The organism is Serratia sp. GW822-FHT06D09 (assembly GCF_058799515.1).
On sequence record NZ_JBXALO010000006.1, the window covers coordinates 179,624 to 193,796 of the forward strand.

Below are 14,173 nucleotides of genomic sequence, written 5' to 3' on the forward strand. Positions count from 1 at the left end.
CGCAAAGATAAATGACAGGTATGATAATCCAAATCCTGAGAAAAATCGCCTTAACCCTTACCTAAGACGGAAGGGAGCAGTCGGCTTTCGGCATGATAATTGAGGAGTATATGCAGTATTGGGGAAAACTGCTCGGGGTCATCGTGGCCATTTGGGCTGGCGCGGGATTCTGGGGTGTAGTTTTGGGGCTGATTGTCGGTCATATGATCGACTCTGCGCGTAGCAATAAGCGCAGCCGGGGCTTTTTTACCGACCAGCAAACGCGGCAAACGCTGTTTTTCCGCACCACTTTTCAGGTGATGGGTCACCTGACCAAATCAAAAGGGCGCGTTACCGAGGCGGATATTCAGATCGCCAGCCTGTTTATGGATCGTCTGCAACTGCACGGGGAAGCCCGTACCGCGGCGCAGCAGGCGTTTCGTGAAGGCAAACAGAGCCAGTTCCCGCTGAGAGAAACGCTGCAGCAGTTCCGCAGCATCTGCTTTGGCCGTTTTGACCTGATTAGGATGTTTCTGGAAATTCAGATCCAGGCGGCGTTTGCCGACGGGTCACTGCATCCTAACGAACGGCAGGTACTGTATGTGATTGCCGAAGAGCTGGGCATTTCACGTGCGCAGTTCGACCAGTTCCTCAGCATGATGGAGGGCGGACGCCAGTTTGGCGGCGGTCAGCAGGGCGGTTATTCGCAAGGCGGTTACCAACAGGCGCAACGCGGTCCAACGCTGGAGGATGCCTGCAAGGTATTGGGTGTCAGCAGCAGCGACGACGCGACCACCATCAAGCGCGCTTACCGCAAGCTGATGAGCGAGCACCATCCGGATAAGCTGGTAGCGAAAGGTTTGCCGCCGCAAATGATGGAAATGGCCAAGCAGAAAGCGCAGGAAATTCAGGCGGCCTACGACCTGATCAAACGCGAGAAAGGCTTTAAGTAAAAAGAGGTGAGGGCTCGGTATTCTCTGAGCCCCTCTTTATATCGGTCAGAAGTCGGGTTCGACGCGAAAGTGCATCGGCGTCTGGAAAGCCGGATGGGTAATGCGCAGCTCTTGTGCATGCAGCTGTAAACGCGGCGCCATGGCTTTGGCTTCTGGCGTGGCATAGAAACCGTCGCCGAGGATAGGATGCCCCAGCGCCAGCATATGCACGCGCAGCTGGTGCGAGCGGCCAGTGATCGGCATGAGTTTGACCCGCGTGCTGCCGTCGGCGTCGCGTGACAACACCAGATATTCGGTTTGCGCCGCTTTGCCGGTCTCGAAACACACTTTCTGCAGCGGCCGATTCGGCCAGTCGCAAATCAGCGGTAAATCCACCAGACCTTCATCCTGCGCCAGATGCCCCCACACGCGGGCGATGTAGGACTTCTTCGGCTCGCGCTCGCGGAACTGGCGCTTGAGTTCACGCTCGGCCGCCTTGTTCAGCGCCACCACAATCACCCCGCTGGTGGCCATATCCAGACGATGCACCGATTCGGCAGCCGGAAAATCCGCCTGAATGCGCGTCATCAGGCTGTCTTTATTTTCCGGCGCACGGCCCGGGACCGACAGCAGGCCACTTGGCTTGTTGACCACGATAATGTGCTCATCCTGATACAGGATATGCATCGGTCCCTGCGGGGGATTGTAGGGTTCCATTTTGTTGGCTCCGCTGAGAGTAACGGCCAGGGGAACTGCAGTTCCCCTGGCGCGGGTTACTGGTGAGTGACGACCACCAGACGGATTGCATCCAGACGCCATCCCGCCTCATTCAGGTTGAGCAGCACCTGCTTGCGGTTGAACTCCAGCGTTTCTACCTCGTCATCACGAATATTCGGGTTGACCGCCTTCAGGGCTTCCAGACGAGCCAGCTCGGTGCTCAGCTTGTCATCCGCTTCCTGTTTGGCCTGCTCGATCAGGGCGCGAGCCTGTTCTTCAACCAGGCTTTCCGCCTGTTGCAACATGGCATGCACATCCTGTTGCACCGCATTGACCAGCTTGCTGGAGGTATGGCGGTTGACCGCGTTCAACTGGCGGTTGAAACTTTCGAATTCAACCTGCGCTGCCAGATTGGTGCCTTTGCGATCCATCAACATGCGGATTGGCGTTGGCGGCAGGAAGCGAGTCAGCTGCAGATGTTTCGGCGCCTGCGCTTCGACCACATACACCAGCTCGACCAGCAGGGTACCGACCGGCAGTGCCTTGTTTTTCAACAGAGAAACTGCACAGCTGCCGGTATCGCCGGACAGGATCAAATCCAGGCCGTTGCGGATAATCGGGTGTTCCCAACTGACGAACTGGGCATCCTCACGCGACAGGGCCTGTTCGCGATCGAAGGTGACGGTACAGCCGTCCTGCGGCAGACCCGGGAAGTCGGGCACCAGCATGTGGTCGGACGGCGTCAGAACAATCAGGTTGTCGCTGCGATCGTCCTGGTTGATGCCGACGATATCGAACAGGTTCAGCGCGAAGCCCACCAGATTGACGTCGTTGTCCTGATTGGCAATGGCTTCCGCCAGCGCCTGCGCTTTCTCGCCGCCGTTGGAGTGCATTTCCAGCAGGCGGTCACGGCCCTGCTCGAGCTGCATTTTCAGGTGGTCGTGCTGCTGGCGGCAGGCGTGAATGAACTCGTCCAGCCCTTCCTGCTCGGTCGGCGAAGCCAGGAAAGCGATCAGCTGCTCGTAGCCGCTGTCGTAGATGGTACGGCCGGTCGGGCAGGTATGCTCGAAGGCATCGAGCCCTTCGTGGAACCAGCGGCCCAGAACTGCCTGAGCGGTGTTCTCCAGGTACGGCACCATGATTTGAATGTCATGCATCTGGCCGATACGGTCCAGACGGCCAATACGCTGTTCCAGCAGGTCCGGGTTGAACGGCAGGTCGAACATCACCAGATGGCTGGCGAACTGGAAGTTACGGCCTTCGGAGCCGATCTCGGAACACAACAGCACCTGGGCACCGTCTTCTTCGGAGGCGAAGTAAGCGGCGGCGCGGTCGCGTTCGATAATCGACAGGCCTTCGTGGAACACGGCGGCACGGATAGCTTCACGTTCCCGTAGCACTTGCTCCAATTGCAGCGCGGTGGCGGCCTTGGCGCAGATCACCAGCACTTTTTCGTGGCGATTGGTCACCAGATAGTTCAGTAACCATTCGACGCGAGGATCGAAGTTCCACCAGGTGGCGTTCTCGCCTTCGAATTCCTGATAGATTTGCTCTGGATAGAGCATGTCGCGTGCGCGCGCCTCAACGGTTTTCTTCGCGCCCATGATGCCGGACACTTTAATGGCGGTCTGGTACTGGGTCGGCAACGGCAGTTTGATCTGGTGCAGGTTGCGGTGCGGGAAGCCTTTGACACCGTTGCGCGTGTTACGGAACAGCACGCGGCTGGTGCCGTGGCGGTCCATCAGCATGGTGACCAGTTCCTGACGCGCCTGCTCGCTGTTTTCACCGTCGCTGTTGGCGGCTTTCAGCAGCGGTTCAATGTCTTGTTCGTCGATCAGCTCGCCGAGCAGGTTCAGCTTGTCGTCGGCCAGGCGCTCACCGCTGAGCAGCAAGGTAACGGCATCGGCCACCGGGCGATATTTTTGCTGTTCGGCAACAAAATCGTGGTAGTCGTGGAAACGGTTCGGATCCAGCAGGCGCAGACGGGCGAAGTGGCTTTGTTGGCCAAGTTGCTCTGGCGTTGCGGTCAGCAGCAGCACGCCGGGAATGTGTTCTGCCAGTTGTTCGATCACCTGGTATTCACGGCTCGGCGCATCTTCGCTCCAGGCCAGATGGTGCGCTTCATCCACCACCAACAGATCCCACTGGGCATCGGCCAGTTCTTCCAGGCGCTGCTTGTTGCGGCGTACGAAGTCCAGCGAGCAGATCACCAGCTGTTCGGTTTCAAACGGGTTGCTGCTGTCGAGTTTGGCCTCTGAGTAACGGCTGTCGTCAAACAGAGAGAAATACAGGTTGAAGCGGCGCATCATTTCGACCAGCCACTGGTGCTGCAGGGTTTCCGGCACCACGATCAATACGCGCTCGGCGCGGCCTGCCAGCAACTGCTGGTGGATAATCATCCCGGCTTCGATGGTTTTACCCAATCCAACTTCGTCCGCCAACAAAACGCGCGGCGCATGACGCTGGCCGACTTCATAGGCGATATGCAACTGGTGCGGGATCAGGCTGGCACGCATGCCACGCAGGCCGGCGAACGGCAGGCGATACTGCTCGCTCTGGTATTTACGCGCGCGGAAACGCAGGGCGAAACGGTCCATACGGTCGATCTGGCCGGCAAACAGGCGGTCCTGCGGCTTGCTGAAGGTCAATTTGCTGTCCAGCAGCACTTCGCGCATCGCCACACCGCTCTCCTGGGTATCCAGGCGGGTGCCGATATAGGTCAGCAGACCGTTATCCTCTTTGACCTCTTCGACCTGCAGTTCCCACCCTTCGTGGTTGCTGATGGTGTCGCCCGGGTTGAACATCACACGGGTGATTGGCGAGTCATTTCTGGCGTAGAGGCGGTTTTCACCGGTTGCGGGGAAAAGCAGGGTAATCATGCGCGCATCCAGCGCCACGACGGTTCCCAGTCCTAATTCGCTTTCCGTATCGCTGATCCAGCGTTGACCAAGTGTAAAAGGCATATATTGTCGGCTCGATTCTTTTAAGTAAGTCTTGTTACCGGGCGGAAAGGGCCGCGGCACCCGTATCAAACGTCTGCTAATCCCGATTTATTTTAATATGGCGGGCAATAGCTATTCATCCCATGCATACATCGTCAGACGACATGGGGGGTGTGTGGGTCCAGAATTTGGGAAGGGCGCTATGGTAATGGAAGGCGGCGCGTTCGTCACCTGCAAAACCCGATGATTTTTCTTAACCCTTCACCAAACCCTGCTGGCGGGCGGAATGTTAAAACAGTCCCATCTGCCCGGTCACCAGCGTGGTAAAATCGTCATGTAAAAATGGCAGTATAGCGTCTGCTACCGGCTGCAGCTGGCGCTCCAGATAATGGGGATAATCAATCGCCGACTGCTGGGTCTCCAGCGGCTCCGGCCCGGCCACGGTCATGACATAGCTGATCCAGCCGCCGTTTTGGTATTGCAACGGTCGTCCCTGCTGACGATTATAGTCGTCGGCGATACGTGCTGCGCGCACATGCGGTGGAACGTTGCGCTGATAGTCGTCCAGCTTTCTGCGCAGACGCTTGCGGTAGACCAGCCGATCGTCGAAATCACCGTTAAGCGTTTGACTAACGTATTCACGCACAAAATCCTGGTAGGGCTGGCATTTAAAAATGCGTTGATACAGCAGGCGCTGAAACTGCTGTGCCAGCGGTGTCCAGTCGGTGCGCACCGTTTCCAATCCCTTGTAGACCATCTCTTCGCTGCCGTCCGGTTGGGTGATCAGCCCCGCGTAACGTTTTTTGCTGCCCTGCTCGGCGCCGCGAATGGTAGGCATCAGGAAACGTGAGTAATGGGTTTCAAACTCCAGTTCCAGCGCATTTTCCAGCCCGTACTCTTGCTGCAAATGCTGTTGCCACCATTGGTTCACCTGTTGCACCAGCTTTTGGCCTATTTGCGCCGCTTGCTGCTCGTCATGCGGTTGTTTGAGCCAAACGAAGGTCGAGTCGGTATCGCCGTAGATCACCTGATACCCCTGCGCCTCGATCAGCTCGCGCGTTTGCCGCATGATTTCATGGCCGCGCAGGGTGATCGACGAGGCTAATCGGGGATCGAAAAAACGACAGCCGCTCGATCCTAATACGCCATACAGCGCGTTCATGATGATCTTTAAGGCCTGCGACAAGGCTTTGTTCTGCTGACGTTTCGCCGCTTCACGGCCTTGCCAGATCTGCTCGACGATCGCCGGCAAACAGTGCTTGCTGCGTGAAAAACGCGCGTGGCGAAAACCGGGCACCGAGTCCGCATCGCCTGGGTTTCGCATGCCTTCGACCAAGCCGACCGGATCGATCAGGAAGGTGCGGATGATTGAGGGATACAGGCTCTTGTAATCCAGCACCAGCACCGAGTCATACAGGCCGGGTTGCGAATCCATCACAAAACCGCCGGGGCTGTGTTCCTCGGGCTGTTCACCCAGGTTGGGGGCCACAAAGCCCAGCCGGTGCATGCGCGGCATATACAGATTGCTGAAGGCGGCCACCGAACCGCCGCTGCGGTCGGCTGCCAGCCCGGTAACCGTGGCGCGTTCCAGCAGGAAGGTCAGCAACTCGGTTTTGGCAAAAATTCGCGTAACCAGTTCGCAGTCTTTCAGGTTGTAACGCGCCAGCGCGGGCTTGTCTTCGGCAAAGCGCCGGTCGATTTCTGCCATGCGCTGGTAAGGGTTATCGATAGACTTGCCTTCTCCCAGCAGCGTTTGCGACACGTGTTCCAGGCTGAACGACGGAAAGTTCCAGGTGGCGGATTTCAGCGCTTCAATGCCGTCGATAATCAGGCGACCGGCAGCGGAAGCGAAAAAGTGATTCTGTTTGAAACCGTGTTCGCGCCACTCCAGCAGGTTGCCGCCACGGCCCAGTCGCAGCGGGATCTGATAGCGTTCGGCGTGTTTTTGCAGCACGCGCAAATCGAACTGCACCAGGTTCCAGCCAATAATGGCGTCGGGATCGTGCCGCTCAAGCCATTGGTTCAGCCGTTCCAGCATTTGCGGACGGCTGACGCAGTACTCCAACTCAAAATCCAGTGGTTCATTGCCGCCGTTGGCGGGCCCAAGCATGTAAACCTGGCGCTGGCCGCAGCCTTCCAGGGCAATCGAGTACAGCTCGCCGTGGGCGGTGGTTTCAATGTCCAGGGAGACCAGCTTCAAGGTTGGGCGGTATTCCGGCGCCGGTTTCATTTGGCCGCCCTGCAGCGGGCCGTTGCCGTTGGCCTGGCCGCTGAACCACACCGGTGCGGTGATGAAACGCTCCATCAGGTAGCGTTCCGGTGGACGGATATCGGCCTCGTAGACATTGACGCCGCCGTCTTTCAGCAACTTTTCCAGCTTGATCAATTGGCGATGCTGCCGGCAGTAAAGCCCCATCACCGGGCGATGGTGAAAGTCAGTCAACGGCAGGGGTTTCAGCTCCAGTTGCCGCTCCTCACGCAGCAGCAGTTCAGCGCGCTGGCGCTGTTCGGCCGGGATAAAGGCTACGGAGATCTGTGGCGCCAGACGAAGTTGCTGCGGCCCATTGTCGGTCGCCAGCCAAAACTCCACCTCGGTGCCGGCAGGCGTATCACGCCAGTGGCGGGTGAGCAGAAAGCCCTGTTGGAGTGACATCATATACCCTTCGTATTTCAAGCTGCGGCGTTGTTGGCTGCGTGCGTTCACCCCAGTCACTTACTTGAGTAAGCTCCTGGGGACTCTCGCTCTTGCCGCCTAGCCGCAACTTGACATCCATTGGGTATTCCCCTGATGCTCAAGGCGTGGTGTCGTTGGCTGTTTGCGAAAGCTTTGGTTCTGGTAGATAAATTATAGTATGGGTTTTTATACAGTAATTGTCCATGGCCGCACAGTTCTGCCAAAAAAGCATACAATTCACAGGTTGACTCGCTCCCGGCCGCACCGGACAATCCCACGCCCACGCGCTTTGGATAACGAACAGAGGTTTAATGGAAGCCTATTTACAGCACTTGATCACCCAGTCATTGGCTTTCACTCTGATGGTGGTCATGTTTGTCGCGTTTCTGGAATCGCTGGCGCTGGTGGGGCTGTTGCTGCCCGGCACGGTCATGATGGCCAGTATCGGTGCGTTGATCGGCAGCGGTCAGGTAGATTTCTATTATGCCTGGGCTGCGGGCATCGTGGGTTGCCTGTTGGGTGACTGGATTTCTTACTTTATCGGCCGCGCCTTCAAGGGGCCGCTGCACCGCTGGTCATTCTTGAAGAAGAACAAAGCGATGCTGGACAAGACCGAGCACGCGTTGCACCAACACAGTATGGCGACCATCCTGATTGGGCGCTTTGTTGGCCCAACGCGCCCGCTGGTGCCGATGGTGGCCGGCATGCTCGATTTGCCGCCGTATAAATTCGCGTTGCCTAACATCATCGGCTGTATTGCCTGGCCACCAGTCTATTTCTTCCCCGGTATTTTGGCCGGCGTAGCCATCGATATCCCTGCCAGCGCCAACAGTGCGTTATTTAAGTGGTTGCTGTTTGCGGTAGTGGTATTGATTTGGTTGGCCGCCTGGCTGAGCTGGCGATGGTGGCGCGAAGGCAAACGCAGCGCTGACCGGCTTGGCAAGTGGCTGTCACCGGTACGTCTGCGGATAGCCTGCGTCCTGAGCTGGGGATTGGCGATCGGCACCTTTTATTATCTGCACCAGCAACCGCTGATGCCGGTTTATCGTCACCTGCTGTGGAAGGTGTTGGCTGGCTGATATCCCCGTTGTCTTTCAAGCGGCAGCGTTGTTGGCTGCGTCCCTAAACCCCAGTTACTTACCTAAGTAAGCGCCTGGGGATTCAGGCTCTTGCCGCCTAGCTGTCACGTGAAATCCATAGTGGATAGGGTTTGGTGTTCTGCCACCTTACTGGAAGAAGGCTTCCAGCTGTTCAAACACCCGCACGTCTTCGCTGTGGCGTTTTACCTGCAGCACATCTTCGAGTTTTTCTACCTGGCTGATCATCTGCATCAGCCGCTGATCGTCCGCCACTAATAGCCAGATGCGGCTTTGTTTACCGTCTTTCAGCGGCAGGCAAAGAATGCCCTCCACGTTGAAGGCGCGGCGGGCAAACAGGCCGCAGACGTGCGACATCACGCCAGGGTGGTTACGTACCGCCAGTTCCAGAATCACCTGTGGGTTATTGCGTTGTTCTGACATGGCTTATTCTCCAATCATGTCGATGTTGGCAGCGCCCGGCGGCACCATCGGGAAAACTTTTTCATTAATATCAATCAGCGCATGGATCAGGCAAGGCCCTGGACGTTGGATCGCTTCGGCCAGTGCCGCTTGCGGATCTTCTGCGGCATTCAAATCGCAGGTGTCCATCCCGAAACCGGCGGCAATCTTGATAAAGTCGGTGCGCTTGGGATAGGCGGCGGCGAAAATGCGCTGCTGGTAGAACAGCGTTTGCTGCTGATGCACCAGCCCCAACGCCTGGTTGTTCATCAGGATAATTTTCACGTCCAGGTCATGTTCGACGGCGGTCGCCATTTCCTGAATATTCATCATCAGGCTGCCGTCACCGGAGAAACACAGCACCTTGCGCTGCGGCTCGGCCAGGGCAGCGCCGATCGCCGCTGGCAGGCCGAAGCCCATGGTGCCCAGCCCGCCGGAGGTCAGCCACTGGCGCGGTCGGCTCAGCGGATAGGCTTGTGCTACCCACATCTGATGCTGGCCCACGTCGGTGGTAATGATGGCGTTTTCGTCCACGCAGCGCGCGGCAGCCAGCACCAGCCCGTAGTGGCTCAGCGGATCTTCGGCGTTAGGCATGCTGAACGGGAACTCGCGCTTGAGATCATTGACGGTACTCAGCCATTCGCTGCGTGGCTGCGCTTCGATTTGAGGCAGCAGTTGTTGCAATACCTGGCCTACGTCGGCGTGAATGGCAATATTGGCCTGCTTTACCTTGCCCAGTTCGGCGCGATCGATGTCCACGTGAATGATGCTGGCGTTTGGACAGAATTGCTCGGTCTTGCCAATCGCCCGATCGTCAAAGCGCGCGCCCAGCACGATCAGTAAATCAGCCTCTTGCAGAATAAAGTTGGTACTGCGCGCCGCATGCATACCCAGCATGCCCAGCGACAACGGATGCTGCACCGGCATGGCGCCCAATGCCATCAGCGTCATGGTGGTGGGCAGGTTGGCGCGTTCAGCGAGCTCAATCGCCTGCTGATAGGCGTTGGCGCAGATGATGCCGCCGCCCAGATACAACACCGGGCGTTTGGCCTGATTGATCATCGCGGCGGCCTGCGCCACGGCGGTAGCTTCAAAGGTTGGCGCCGCATCGGGAACGGCGATCGGCGGCAGTTCGTCCAGGCTGATAACCGCCGTTTGAACATCTTTCGGTACGTCGATCCACACCGGGCCAGGGCGGCCGGATTCAGCGATGCGGAATGCGTCACAGATCACCTGCGGCAGTTCGCGGATATCGCGGACTAAATGGTTGTGCTTGGTGATTGGAATCGAGATCCCATAGGTGTCCACTTCCTGGAAGGCGTCGGTGCCAATCATCGAAGAGGGCACCTGGCCGGTGATGCACACCAGCGGGATAGAATCGAGTTTGGCGTCGGCGATGGCGGTGACCAGATTGGTCGCGCCCGGGCCGCTCGAGGCAATACAAACCGCCGCCTTGCCGTTAGCGCGTGCCATACCCTGCGCCATAAAACCCGCCCCCTGTTCGTGGCGAGCCAGTACGTGATGAATACGGGTGCTTTGGCTCAGCGCGTCATACAGCGGCAGTGCCGCACCGCCGGGAATGCCGGCGACGGTGGTGATGCCCTGACGCTCCAGCAGATGAACGATCAACTCTGCGCCGGTGAAGCGGTTACCTTGATGTGGCGTGCCCGAAATTGCCATGTTCCTATCCTTTCTCAAGGCCGGTTTGCTTTTCTGGGCAGGGGGCTAAAACTAAAAACCCCGCCCGGTTTGCGCCGGCGGGGTTTGGGAATCGATGCGTTGATTCGGACCCTACGGCGCATTGCCGACGACCACCACCACACGCACGACGACCACCGCGGCTGGTAGCGCGGTAATTAGTAGGGTCGAAGTCAGCGAGGATGCGATCACAGGGAACCTTATCATCAGTAAAAAAAGTCAGGTTTTTATAGAACCACAGGCGAAAAATTCGCACAACTGGTTTATTTGCACAGCATAAAAAACGGGCGGAAGATCACGGTTTGTGTGAAATGCCCAGCACCTTGGCTTCCGGCGCGCTACCGTCCAGCAGCGCCTGCGTCGGGCCGTCGTAAAAAATACGGCCGTCCACCACCAGCAGGGTCCGTGGCGCGATGCGTGCGGCGTCATCCAGGTTGTGCGATACCATCAACAGCGTCAGGTTTCGCTGGTCGCAAACTTCCTGCAGCAGTTGCAGCATCTCGTTGCGTAAAGCCGGATCGAGCGCTGAAAAAGGTTCGTCGAGTAACAGGATGGGCCGCTGGCGGATCAGGCAACGCGCCAGGGCGGCACGCTGGCGTTGGCCACCGGAAAGTTGCGACGGCAGGCGGGGCAGATGTTCTTCCAGCCCTACTTGCCGGGCAATTTGCGCCAACTGCCGCTTCTGCTCCTCATTCAGCCGCAGGCCGGGATCCAGGCCTAAACCGATGTTCTGCGCCACCGTCAGGTGGGCGAACAGGTTATTTTCCTGAAACAGCATCGAGACCGGGCGCTTGGCTGGCGGCGTGCCGGTGTGGTCGCTACCGTTGAGCAGCAACCTGCCGCTGGCGGACGGCAGAAAACCGGCGATCAGGCTGAGCAGAGTGCTCTTCCCCGCCCCGCTGGGGCCCAGCACCGCGACGCGTTCGCCCGGTTGAATACGCAGGTCGAAGCGCATTGGCAGGTGTTCATACAGGTAGGTCAGTTTTTCAAGCTTTAGCATATGTCCTTCATCTTTCACGTTGCCGCTGTGTTGGCTTTCTTCACTTATCCCAGTCACTTAGGGAACTAAGCTCCTGGGAATGCGCTCAGTCGCCGCCTTGCTGCAGCTTGAAATCTATCGGTCAGAGCGGCCCGGTAAGCGTTCGATCAGGGTAAACAGCAGGAAGCACAGCAACAGCAACAGCAGCGCGGTGACCGCGCCGTCATTACTGCGGTAGGCGCCGATCTGCTGGTACAGGTAAAAAGGCAGGGTGCGGAAATGTTCGTTGCCAAACAGTGCCACCACGCCGAAATCGCCGATCGACAGTACGCAGGCGAAGGCCAGCGCCTGGGCCAACGGGCGGCGCAGCGCTTTCAGCTCAATCCAGCGTAGCCGCTGCCAGCCCTGAATATCCAGCGACAGGCACAGCGGATTATAACGTTCGGCCAGGTCGCGCATGGGGTTTTCCAACACTTTTAGCGCATAGGGCACGGCCATCAACGCATTGGTGAGGATCACCAGCGCGTACGGCGACTGCGGCAGCCCGACGGTGTCGCTCAACAGCAGGAAGAAACCGGTGGCCAGCACAATGCCCGGCATCGCCAGGATCACCATACCGCTCAACTCCAGCGCGTGCCCCCAACGCAGTCTCTGTTGCAGCTTCAGCTCACGGCTGCTCCACAGCAGCATCATGGTCAGCACGACACAAAGTACGCCCGCCCCCAGAGCGATGCGTAACGAAGTGAACAATGCCTGCCACAACACCTGTTGCTGCAGGACGCTAACCATCGTTTGATTGGCGCCGTCGGCGATCACCGCCAGCAGTGGGGGCAACAGCAGCAGCAACGCGGCGGCAATCAGCAAAAAGTCACTGATGCGTCGCCACAGGCTGTCTTCCGGATTACGCCAGATAGTGGCATGGGTATTGCCGACCGGCAGCGCCTGGCTCAGGCGCTGGCTGAAGATCACCAGCCCCAGGCAGCATGCCAGTTGGATCAGCGCCAGCAGCGCGGCGCGGCTGAGATCGTAGTCGTAACTGAGAGCCTGATAGATGGCCAGTTCGATGGTGGTTGCCTGCGGCCCACCTCCCAGCGACAGTACGGTGGCGAAGCTGGCGAAGCACAGCATAAAGATCAGCGCGCCGCTCGGCAGGATTTGACGGCGCAGCGCTGGCCACTCGACAAAGCGAAACTGCTGCCAACCGCTCATGCCCAGCTGGGCTGCCAATTGGCGCTGTTCAACCGGGATGTTTTCCAGCGCCTGCAGCAGCAGACGTGTCGCCAACGGCAGGTTGAAGAACATGTGCGCCAGCAGGATGCCCTGCAGACCATAAGGCGTGAAACTGTAGTTAATGCCCAGCCAGCCACACAGCATTGCCAACCAGCCCTGGCGGCCATATACGCTGAGCAGGCCGAATACCGCCACCAGCACCGGCAGCACCAGCGTCATGGCGCAGAGCCGCAGCAGTAACTGACGACCGGGGAAACGGCGGCGATAGAGCGCCCGAGCCAGCAGGATCGCGGGTAGCACCGAGATCAGCGCGGACAGCAGGGCCTGCCAAAACGTGAAGCGCACTACGTGCCACAGGTAGCTGTCTTGCCATATACCACGCCAATCGCTGTCCGGCGCGTGCCGCCACAGCGACCCCATCGCCAGCACGGCGATGGTCAGGATCAGGCCGGCGGCCAGCAGCCCCGGCCATAGCCAACGCGGAATCAGTGGCTGACGGCGGTTTGCCATGCCCGGATCCAGTTGCTGCGTTGTTTGGCTACATCTTCTGCGCTGTACTGCAGTGCGGTCTGCGGGACGGTCATTTGGTCAAATCCGGCCGGCAGTGAGGTCTTGATCACCGGGTACATCCAGTTGCCGGTAGGAATGGCGTTTTGGAACGCCGGGGATACCATAAATTGCATAAAGCGTTCCGCCAACTCAGGTTGCTTGCTGGCCTTGAGTTTGCCCGCCACTTCCACCTGCAGATAATGGCCTTCACTGAAGTTGGCAGCGGCGTAGCTGTCTTTTTTTTCTTCAATCAGATGGTAGGCTGGGGAGGTGGTGTAGCTAAGCACCAAATCGCCTTCGCCTTTCAGGAACAGGCCATAGGCTTCGCTCCAGCCCTTGGTCACGGTGACGGTTTTCTTCGCCAGCTTCTGCCAGGCTGCCGGTGCCTGATCGCCATACACTTTCTGCATCCACAGCAGCAGACCCAAACCTGGGGTACTGGTACGCGGATCCTCATAGATCACTTTCCAGTTCTGGCTGCTGTCGACCAGCTCATGCAGGCTTTTGGGCGGGTTTTTCAGCTTTTCTTTGTTGTAAACGAAGGCAAAGTAGCCGTAGTCATAGGGGACGAAGGTTTTGTCTTGCCAGCCGCCCGGTACGTTCAATTTGCTGCTGTCGACGTCGCTTGGCGCGAATAGCCCAGTTTGCTGCGCCGCCTGTAGCAGGTTGTTGTCCAGCCCCAGCACCACGTCGGCGGCGCTGTTTTTGCCTTCCATGCGCAGGCGGTTAAGCAGTGAGACACCGTCTTCCAGCGCGACAAATTTCAGCTCGCAATCACATTGGGCCTCAAAGGCTTTTTTGACCGCCGGGCCAGGGCCCCAGTCAGCGGCGAAGGAATCGTAGGTGTAGACCGTCAGCGTGGGCTTGGCGAACACCGGTGCTGCGCAAAACAACAGTAACAAGGGCAGGCTTTTTTTGACCACTTTGCACTCCTG

The 14,173-nt window shown here is 58.4% G+C and carries 11 protein-coding genes; 2 read left to right on the forward strand and 9 right to left on the reverse strand.

Annotation, left to right across the window (positions count from 1 at the left end):
• Positions 1–110 precede the first annotated feature (110 nt).
• On the forward strand, positions 111–932 hold the full coding sequence (gene djlA, locus AC1RKG_RS16190) for a co-chaperone DjlA (protein ID WP_020825180.1): 822 nt from the start codon (positions 111–113) through the stop codon (positions 930–932).
• A 45-nt stretch (positions 933–977) separates the two neighbouring features.
• On the opposite strand, the gene rluA is transcribed toward djlA, so the two are convergent.
• The 3 genes from rluA to AC1RKG_RS16205 form a co-directional block, all read right to left on the reverse strand.
• On the reverse strand, positions 978–1,628 hold the full coding sequence (gene rluA, locus AC1RKG_RS16195; protein WP_046374535.1) for a bifunctional tRNA pseudouridine(32) synthase/23S rRNA pseudouridine(746) synthase RluA: 651 nt from the start codon (positions 1,626–1,628) through the stop codon (positions 978–980).
• A gap of 56 nt (positions 1,629–1,684) precedes the next feature.
• Positions 1,685–4,591: an RNA polymerase-associated protein RapA gene (rapA, locus tag AC1RKG_RS16200; protein WP_201895748.1), complete on the reverse strand. Its 2,907-nt coding sequence runs from the start codon at positions 4,589–4,591 to the stop codon at positions 1,685–1,687.
• 268 nt (positions 4,592–4,859) lie between these two features.
• Positions 4,860–7,223 (reverse strand): DNA polymerase II, encoded by a 2,364-nt coding sequence (locus AC1RKG_RS16205; RefSeq protein WP_493183507.1) that lies wholly within the window; start codon positions 7,221–7,223, stop codon positions 4,860–4,862.
• 332 nt (positions 7,224–7,555) lie between these two features.
• Between AC1RKG_RS16205 and AC1RKG_RS16210 the strand changes: the two genes are divergently transcribed.
• Positions 7,556–8,323: a DedA family protein gene (locus tag AC1RKG_RS16210; RefSeq protein ID WP_130016174.1), complete on the forward strand. Its 768-nt coding sequence runs from the start codon at positions 7,556–7,558 to the stop codon at positions 8,321–8,323.
• Between the two features lie 147 nt (positions 8,324–8,470).
• On the opposite strand, the gene ilvN is transcribed toward AC1RKG_RS16210, so the two are convergent.
• The 6 genes from ilvN to thiB all read right to left on the reverse strand — a co-directional run bounded on the left by ilvN (position 8,471) and on the right by thiB (position 14,161).
• Positions 8,471–8,764: an acetolactate synthase small subunit gene (gene ilvN / locus AC1RKG_RS16215; RefSeq protein WP_116691300.1), complete on the reverse strand. Its 294-nt coding sequence runs from the start codon at positions 8,762–8,764 to the stop codon at positions 8,471–8,473.
• Positions 8,765–8,767: 3 nt separating this feature from the next.
• The gene (ilvB, locus tag AC1RKG_RS16220; protein WP_020825186.1) at positions 8,768–10,462 is read right to left on the reverse strand and encodes an acetolactate synthase large subunit; all 1,695 of its coding nucleotides are present in this window, start codon (positions 10,460–10,462) and stop codon (positions 8,768–8,770) included.
• Positions 10,463–10,573: 111 nt separating this feature from the next.
• Positions 10,574–10,687 carry an ilvB operon leader peptide IvbL gene (gene ivbL, locus AC1RKG_RS16225; RefSeq protein WP_218167600.1) on the reverse strand — a complete coding sequence of 38 codons (114 nt, stop codon included), beginning with the start codon at positions 10,685–10,687 and terminating at the stop codon, positions 10,574–10,576.
• Positions 10,688–10,775: 88 nt separating this feature from the next.
• Positions 10,776–11,480: a thiamine ABC transporter ATP-binding protein ThiQ gene (gene thiQ / locus AC1RKG_RS16230; protein WP_041415214.1), complete on the reverse strand. Its 705-nt coding sequence runs from the start codon at positions 11,478–11,480 to the stop codon at positions 10,776–10,778.
• A gap of 114 nt (positions 11,481–11,594) precedes the next feature.
• Positions 11,595–13,199, reverse strand: coding sequence for a thiamine/thiamine pyrophosphate ABC transporter permease ThiP (thiP, locus tag AC1RKG_RS16235; RefSeq protein ID WP_020825188.1), 1,605 nt, complete (start codon positions 13,197–13,199; stop codon positions 11,595–11,597).
• Entirely contained in the window at positions 13,175–14,161 is a 987-nt protein-coding gene (gene thiB / locus AC1RKG_RS16240; RefSeq protein WP_493183482.1) for a thiamine ABC transporter substrate binding subunit, read from the reverse strand. The genes thiP and thiB overlap by 25 nt, the downstream gene beginning before the upstream one ends.
• Between the last annotated feature and the right edge of the window lie 12 nt (positions 14,162–14,173).

Excerpts from the sequence above, each read along its gene's own strand:
- thiQ (WP_041415214.1), bottom strand. The coding sequence starts at position 11,480 with ATGCTAAAGCTTGAAAAACTGACCTACCTGTATGAACACCTGCCAATG.
- ilvB (WP_020825186.1), bottom strand. The coding sequence starts at position 10,462 with ATGGCAATTTCGGGCACGCCACATCAAGGTAACCGCTTCACCGGCGCA.
- djlA (WP_020825180.1), top strand. The coding sequence starts at position 111 with ATGCAGTATTGGGGAAAACTGCTCGGGGTCATCGTGGCCATTTGGGCT.
- ilvN (WP_116691300.1), bottom strand. The coding sequence starts at position 8,764 with ATGTCAGAACAACGCAATAACCCACAGGTGATTCTGGAACTGGCGGTA.
- AC1RKG_RS16210 (WP_130016174.1), top strand. The coding sequence starts at position 7,556 with ATGGAAGCCTATTTACAGCACTTGATCACCCAGTCATTGGCTTTCACT.
- ivbL (WP_218167600.1), bottom strand. The coding sequence starts at position 10,687 with ATGATAAGGTTCCCTGTGATCGCATCCTCGCTGACTTCGACCCTACTA.
- AC1RKG_RS16205 (WP_493183507.1), bottom strand. The coding sequence starts at position 7,223 with ATGTCACTCCAACAGGGCTTTCTGCTCACCCGCCACTGGCGTGATACG.
- rapA (WP_201895748.1), bottom strand. The coding sequence starts at position 4,591 with ATGCCTTTTACACTTGGTCAACGCTGGATCAGCGATACGGAAAGCGAA.
- rluA (WP_046374535.1), bottom strand. The coding sequence starts at position 1,628 with ATGGAACCCTACAATCCCCCGCAGGGACCGATGCATATCCTGTATCAG.
- thiP (WP_020825188.1), bottom strand. The coding sequence starts at position 13,199 with ATGGCAAACCGCCGTCAGCCACTGATTCCGCGTTGGCTATGGCCGGGG.